The organism is Moraxella pluranimalium, from assembly GCF_002014825.1.
In the GTDB taxonomy this organism is placed as follows: domain Bacteria; phylum Pseudomonadota; class Gammaproteobacteria; order Pseudomonadales; family Moraxellaceae; genus Moraxella; species Moraxella pluranimalium.
This window is the reverse complement of sequence record NZ_MUYU01000035.1, coordinates 54,912-62,116: the sequence shown is the minus strand read 5'-3', so window position 1 is coordinate 62,116 and position 7,205 is coordinate 54,912. Positions and strand designations below refer to the sequence as shown.

4 protein-coding genes are annotated in these 7,205 nt (G+C 45.1%); all 4 read right to left on the bottom strand.

What is annotated here, in order from left to right; genetic code table 11:
- Positions 1 to 73 precede the first annotated feature (73 nt).
- The 4 genes from B0680_RS10355 to B0680_RS10340 are packed head-to-tail and all read right to left on the bottom strand — an operon-like array spanning position 74 to position 7,081.
- Positions 74 to 3,238 (bottom strand): type I restriction endonuclease subunit R, encoded by a 3,165-nt coding sequence (locus tag B0680_RS10355; RefSeq protein WP_078255019.1) that lies wholly within the window; start codon positions 3,236 to 3,238, stop codon positions 74 to 76.
- Positions 3,239 to 4,159, bottom strand: coding sequence for a hypothetical protein (locus B0680_RS10350; RefSeq protein ID WP_078255018.1), 921 nt, complete (start codon positions 4,157 to 4,159; stop codon positions 3,239 to 3,241).
- The gene (locus B0680_RS10345; protein ID WP_078255017.1) at positions 4,156 to 5,481 is read right to left on the bottom strand and encodes a restriction endonuclease subunit S; all 1,326 of its coding nucleotides are present in this window, start codon (positions 5,479 to 5,481) and stop codon (positions 4,156 to 4,158) included. The genes B0680_RS10350 and B0680_RS10345 overlap by 4 nt, the downstream gene beginning before the upstream one ends.
- Positions 5,474 to 7,081: a class I SAM-dependent DNA methyltransferase gene (locus B0680_RS10340; RefSeq protein ID WP_078255016.1), complete on the bottom strand. Its 1,608-nt coding sequence runs from the start codon at positions 7,079 to 7,081 to the stop codon at positions 5,474 to 5,476. The genes B0680_RS10345 and B0680_RS10340 overlap by 8 nt, the downstream gene beginning before the upstream one ends.
- Between the last annotated feature and the right edge of the window lie 124 nt (positions 7,082 to 7,205).

The following is a 7,205-nucleotide window of genomic DNA, read 5'->3' as shown; positions in this document are numbered from 1 at the left end:
TTTGGGGTGCGGTTCAAATAGCTTGATGGGTTTTTTGTGTTGGTGATGCCGGTATATCTGCAACAAAGCGGTATCACGCCGCCAAACTCCACAAATCCGCCAATTCTTCAGCCTGTTGAATGACAAAATCCACCGCCTCATCCTGCTTGTCAGGCGGATATTTATACCGCTGCAATGCTCGGCGCACCAGCACACGCATCTTGGCACGCACCGAATCCTTGTACTGCCAATCCACCGTAACCGACTTGCGCAGTTTGTCCGTAATCTCAATCGCCATCTGCTTGAGCGTCTCATCACCCAGCTGACTGATTGCGCTGGCATTTTTTGCCAAAGCATCATAAAATGCGATCTCGGACGGGTCAAGTCCCAGCGCCTCACCTCGTGCCAGTCGCTCATAGAACTCTTGGCTCATCTGCACAAGCATCTCAAGCACCTGCACCACTGTCAGCTGATGGCTGTGATATTGATTCATCGCCTCGCTGACTCGGGTCTCAAAGTCTTTTTGTAGGCTAAGATTGGTACTGCCTTTGGTTTTGATATCGCTTTTTAGGTATTTTTCGATTGCCAATGCCCACAAATCAGGTGTGTCACTTTGTTTCACCCAACCCAAAAACTCTTCTGATAAGATGCTGATATTTGGCTTATCTTGATGTAATAAGTCAAATAAATCCACCACACCGCCAGTTGACACGGCTTGATTGAGCATCGCCATCAGATCAATTTGGGCTTCAGGCTTGGTGGCGGATTTTTGGACAGAGTTTTTGACAATGGTGGCACGCACCGCATCATAAAACGCCAATTCTTTTTGGTACGCCTTGACCTCACTCATCGCACCGCATAGGCTGTAGCCTTTTTTGGCGTGGCGTACTGCTTGTAAAAATGTGTTTTTTCTTAGGGTTTTATCCACTGCCTTGGGGTCTGGCGGTGTCTGTTGGTCAAGTGCGACAATATGGTTTGCCGCTTTGAGCACCGCCATCAGAACGGCGCTTGGGTCTGTGCTCGCCAAAGCGGATGCTACATCAAATCGCTGATCTGCCACACGGCTTGCAAACTGACCACGGATAATCTCAATATACTCTTGCATCTTGGTAAATATCGCCTCGATATCCACCTTGACTTGCCCTTTGCCCTTGGCGTTGGTATAAGTGGCAGTCGCCTCCTTGAGTGCATCCGTCAATCCCACATAATCCACCACCAAGCCGCCGTTATCTCGGCTTTTGTTGGCAAAAACTCGATTCACTCGAGCAATCGCCTGCATCAGATTATGCCCCTGCATCGGCTTATCAATGTACATGGTATGACAGCACGGCGCATCAAAGCCCGTCAGCCACATATCTCGCACGATGACGATTTTTAGGGGATCGTCAGGGTTTTTGAAACGAGATTCTAGCGTCTTTTTATCCTCCTTGGAATGCAGATGCTTTTGTAGGTGCTCGCCATCAGATGCGCTACCTGTCATGATAATCTTGATTGCGCCTTGGTGAATATCGTCACTATGCCATTCTGGTCGAATAGCAACCAGTGCATCATACAGCTTGACGCAGATCTCACGGCTCATCGCCACAATCATCGCCTTGCCATCGGTCAGTGTGATTCGCTGTTCAAAGTGCATCACAATATCCTCTGCCAATGCCGACAGCCTGCCACTAGTGCCAAATAGCTTCTCACGCAGACGCAATGCCCTATCCTGCGATACCGCCTGCTCATCCGTCTCTAGCCGCTTAACCTCGGCCATCACTTGGTCAAATTCATCGCTTTTTTCTAGCTTGATTTGGCGTGCCTCATAAATAATCGGCACTGTTGCCCCATCTTCAACCGCATCATGAATATCATAAATCGATACATAATCCCCGAACACGCCTCGAGTATCCTTATCCTCTAAGCTGATCGGCGTCCCTGTAAATCCGATAAAGGACGCATTGGGCAGCGCATCCCTAAGATGCTGAGCATAGCCTGTGCGATATTGCCCTGTGTGGCTGAGCTTTTGGTTAAAGCCATACTGACTGCGGTGTGCTTCATCAGTGATGACGATGATATTTTTGCGGTCATTGAGCACAGGATGGCGTAGCTCGCCCTCAATGAGCCCAAATTTTTGAATCGTGGTAAAAAACACCCCACCCGTCTCACGCTGTGCCAATGCCTGCCTGAGCATCTCTCGATCATCTGCCTGAATCGGCGTCTGACGAATCAGCTCCTGACCCGATGAGAATGTCGAAAATAATTGCCCATCCAAATCATTACGGTCAGTCACAATCACCAAAGTTGGGTTATTCAGCCCAGCGCTTGCCATCACCTTGCCAGCATAAAAGAGCATCGACAAGGATTTGCCCGAGCCTTGGGTATGCCACACCACCCCAATCTTGCCATCGCCGCCCTCGCCTGCCGCCTGTAGCGTACACACCAATGCCTGATTGACGCCATAGTACTGATGGTAGCCTGCGATTTTTTTGATGGTTGCGCCCTTGTGATTGCGCTCATAGACGATGAAGTTTTGGATATAATCAAGTAGCTGTCTAGGCGTGCACAATCCCTCAAGCACACCATCAAGCTCATGCTCAAACACCGCTCGCACATGACGACGCTCATCCACCACACGCCACGGACTAAAGCGATCAAAATCCGCTGTCAACGACCCCACACGAGCCGTCATCCCATCTGAAATCACCAAAAACTGATTAAATACAAACGCCTCAGCAATCTCGTCTTTGTACGTCTGTAGTTGCTGATAGGCGTCGCGAATGTCCTTGTGCTCGTCAAAGGGATTCTTCAGCTCCATCATCACCACAGGCAGACCGTTCAGATATAGGATCACATCAGGCCTACGATTGATCCTGCGCCCTCGGATTGCTAATTGATTGACCACATCAAAGCTATTGTACTCAGGATGATAAAAATCCACCAAGCGTGCATACTCCGTCCGCTCCACACCATCCACGGTATATCTGACCGGCACGCCCTCCTTGAGATAGCGATAGGCATGATGATTGCGCTCGGCAATATCGATGATATCAGGCTTCACTACCACCGCCACAACCTCATCCACTACAGCTGATGGTAGCTGTGGATTGAGCCTCGCCACCGCCTCACGCAGGCGATGCGTCAGCACCACCTCGCTCGTATCCGCTCGCCACGGATACTCACGCTCAGCCAAAATCATGCTTCCGTGCACGTGTCGCCACCCCGCCTGCTCTAGGACGGCGATGGCATGTAGCTCTAGGGTGTTTTCGTTGAATCTCATCTAATCCGCCTTTTCTAAAAGATACTGCAAGTACTGCTCTCTTTCATAATCTCTGTTTGAATCCATCTCAAACCCACAATCCAAACATACACAACCATCTATAAAAATCGAATAACCACCGCACTCCATACACTCCCGCCTAAAATCTTCGCCATCCTTGACAGTCTGATGGGTCAATCCAAGAACCTCTTCTTTGCTCAAATGATGATTGCAATAAATACAACTAAGAACAATATCAGGATACTCACCCGATTGATATTTAATCAAGCTAGACAAGCAATAAGGACATTGCATCTTATCGGTCAAAAAATTCCTAAGATACTCTTCAGGAAATTCTACACATTCAAGAGATTTTGAACATTCTTCCCGCTTTTCAGTATAGATTTGTTCATTTTCAAGAAGTACTTGGTATATCTCCTGACCAAGAAAGTTATTCAAATCAAGATTATTGATTGGATAAATATATCCTTCATAAAATTTTTTAATCAAATAAAAGCTATCCACAATCAGTTTAAGAATATCAACCTGTTCAGTATGGTAAAAATGCTCAAGATTATTTCTGGTTCTATTTAAACACATCAAGAGATCGGTGTTTATATTGATTTTTAGAAACCGAAATACATCTTTGATACCTGTTACATCAACTGTCTTCTTCGGTCTTTCAACGCCAAAAGTTTCTGTATAAAAGATGTTGTGGTTGATTTGATAGATGTATAAATAAGGTTGGTTCACTGGACTATCCATCAACAGCTTGTACTTGTACAACAACAAAAGCCCCGCAAAAATATTGCGAACCGCTGAAGTTTTTCGCTTGGGATTGTCTTGGGATAATATACAATCTTCCACTCCCAGCTGTATTGAGTGCTTAGCATTTTCCAATACACCTTCTCTATCTCGCTCATAGTAGCTTTGTTCACTCACACCACCACCTCCCCACTCAACAACTTCGGCAATAATTCATCTCTAATTTTTACTAAATATTTATTTTCATCAGAATTAGCTCTAACCTTAGCGTACAAATCCTTTATTAAGTCAAAAAATAACTCATTAACCCTGTCCATTGCTTTAACAAACGGAATGCTATTCATATTTGATTGATTTAATTTCATTTGAACTGCTCCCGTTACATAAGCCGTAATATTTGTTGATGCCATAAATAACATTAACTGTTCTGTACTAACACTTCCTTTTCCTTGTAAAACGTGAGTGTGATTGTTTACCCAAGCTTTACCCCATATATATTGAATAAATGGCGTGCCATCTTCTTTTAAAACTGAACCATCTTCACCAATGAGTAAATAAATATCATCAAAAATAGCTTCATCAACATAATCCATAACAGATGTGGCTCCATAATATGGAATAGAACCCGCTCTTTGTTCTCTTTGTCTTTTTGATAAAGGTATTCTTTTTTTATCAAAACATTGTGATACATTGCCAAAAGTAGTCATTTCCCACCCCCTCGGCACGCCCTCTTCATCAACCCCACTCGGAAACGCCTCTGCGATTTCCCATAGTTGTTGGTATTGTTCAGGGTTTACCGTCTGCAAGCGGTGTAATTCTTGCGTGTTTTTACCACTGATCACTGCCATTGCCGCTTGGGTGGCTTGTTCAGCGGTTTGTCCGCTTGCCAGTGCGTTGGCTTTGGCGTGAACGGGGTCAAAATCAATAAACCAGCTTTTAAAAATCGTTTGGGCGATTTGTTCTAGGGTTTGGTTGATTTGGGTGTTGAGTTGGATTTTGTCATCTAAGGACTTTAATATATTTCCAATTTTATTTGCACATCGACTATCTATATTAGGAAATTCTAAGTCTTCTATTGTTTTTCCACTAATATTTGGTTGTGCAGCTCCATCAGCAACTCTTGAAAAGTATTGATATGCTTGCTTCGAACTAACGACATAATAAATAAAATCTGAAGTATATGGACAATCTTCTTTTAATAAAAACCTTCCAACCCTTTGATTAATTAAATAAGCATCTGAATTAACGGGTACTCTAGATGTTTTCCCAACATTAGCACCTGTCATCGCAATTAAAATATCATTATCTTTTGTTGCAAAAGATTTTGTTTTTTCAAATAATTGAAAACTTACAGACTGATAATTACTTAGATCAACAAAACTTCCTCCTGTAATATTGCCTATTTTGATCACGGGAACACCTGTCTTATCATCAGATAACTCTCTACTTTTAAATGCATAACCGCCCTGAACTTTAACAAAATCCCCTAATTTACTCATACCCCAACCCTCCCAAATTCGCTTTAATTTTGGCTTCTAATTCTGCACTTTGCTTAAATTGCTGTTGTAAAAGCGCGGTCAGTTCTTGCATTTTTTCTGCAAATGGCACGCCGTCCTCGATTTGTTCGGCAGCACCGACATAACGCCCTGGGGTAAGGACGAAGTCGTTTTGGGCAATTTCGTCAAGGCTTGCGGTGTAGCAGAATGCAGGGATATTTTGGTAGTCGGCGGATTGTTGCCAGTTGTGGTAGGTGTCGGCAACCTTGGCGATGTCGTCTCTTGTGAAGTCGCGTAAGACACGGTCTTTCATATAGCCGAGTTGGCGTGCATCAATAAATAGCACTTCGCCTTTGCGTGCTTTGTTTTTGTTCAAAATCCAGATACAGGCTGGGATTTGGGTGTTGGTAAAGAGTTGGCTTGGCAGGGCGATCATCGCTTCCACAAGGTCGGCTTTGAGAATATTTTTGCGGATTTCGCCTTCGTTGTTGGTGTTCGATGACATTGAGCCGTTGGCAAGCAACAACGCCATTCGTCCGTTTGGCGAAAGGTGGTAAATCATATGTTGTAGCCACGCAAAGTTGGCGTTGCCTTCGGGCGGTATGCCGTATTGCCAGCGTGGATCACCTGTGAGCGACTCACTCCACCACTGTTTGGCATTGAACGGTGGGTTTGCCATCACAAAGTCTGCCTTGAGATCAGGATGCTGCGGATTGGTAAAGGTATCAGCACTGGATTTGCCGAAGTTGAACGACAGCCCACGAATGACCATATTCATCGCAGCCAGCTTCCAAGTCGTCGGGTTGGACTCTTGGCCGTAGATGGAGATATCTTCGCGATTACCCTGATGCTCACGGATGAATCGCTCAGCCTGAACAAAGAAACCTCCAGAGCCCATCGCAGGGTCATAGATCCGCCCCGAGTACGGCTCAAGCATCTCAACGATGAGGCTCACGATGGATTTGGGTGTGAAATACTGACCGCCTTTTTTGCCCTCAGCAAGTGCGAACTGCCCGAGAAAATATTCATACACATGGCCTAGGATATCCTTGGCATGCAGATGCACAGGCTTGCCATCATACATCGGACGACTAAAGCTCGTATCTGAGAATAGATTAATCAGACCGATCAGCTTGCTATCTTCTAGCTGGAAGCCTGAAATGCGATGAATGACGCCTTTGAGCTTATCATTATCCCGCTCAATCGCATCAAAGGCGGCATCAATCAGCGATGAGACACCATTAAAGGTCGCGCCCCAAGGCAGTTGATCGCCTTTGTGCAGGCTGGCGACTTGCTTGATAGTATCCCAACGCGCCTGCTCTGGTACCCAAAAAACATTATCCTGCGTGTAATAGTCTCTTTGTTCTAGCTCATCGGCGAGTACTGACTGATATTCGTCATCACTCATGCCATCGGCAGGATAGTATAGCTCGTGGTCGGGATTGGTGAAATTGGCTTGTAGGGTAGTTTGGTGCGCCTTGAACGCGTCAGAGATGTATTTAAGAAAAATCAGCCCAAGAACGATGTGTTTATAGTTGGCAGCATCTAGCTGATTGTGAAGTGTGTTGGCAGCTGTCCATAGGCGTGTATCAAGTTCATTCAAAAACGCCTGTACATGGGTCGCTGATAGGTTATCTGTGCTGTGCTGTGCTGTGCTGTGCTGTCGCCATGTTTATTATACCATAAAAATTGATAGATATGTTAGTTTTTTGATAAATTTTCAAAAA

What these genes read in the sequence shown, in the direction of transcription:
- B0680_RS10355 (WP_078255019.1), bottom strand. Translation starts at nt 3,238, where the DNA reads ATGAGATTCAACGAAAACACCCTAGAGCTACATGCCATCGCCGTCCTA.
- B0680_RS10345 (WP_078255017.1), bottom strand. Translation starts at nt 5,481, where the DNA reads ATGAGTAAATTAGGGGATTTTGTTAAAGTTCAGGGCGGTTATGCATTT.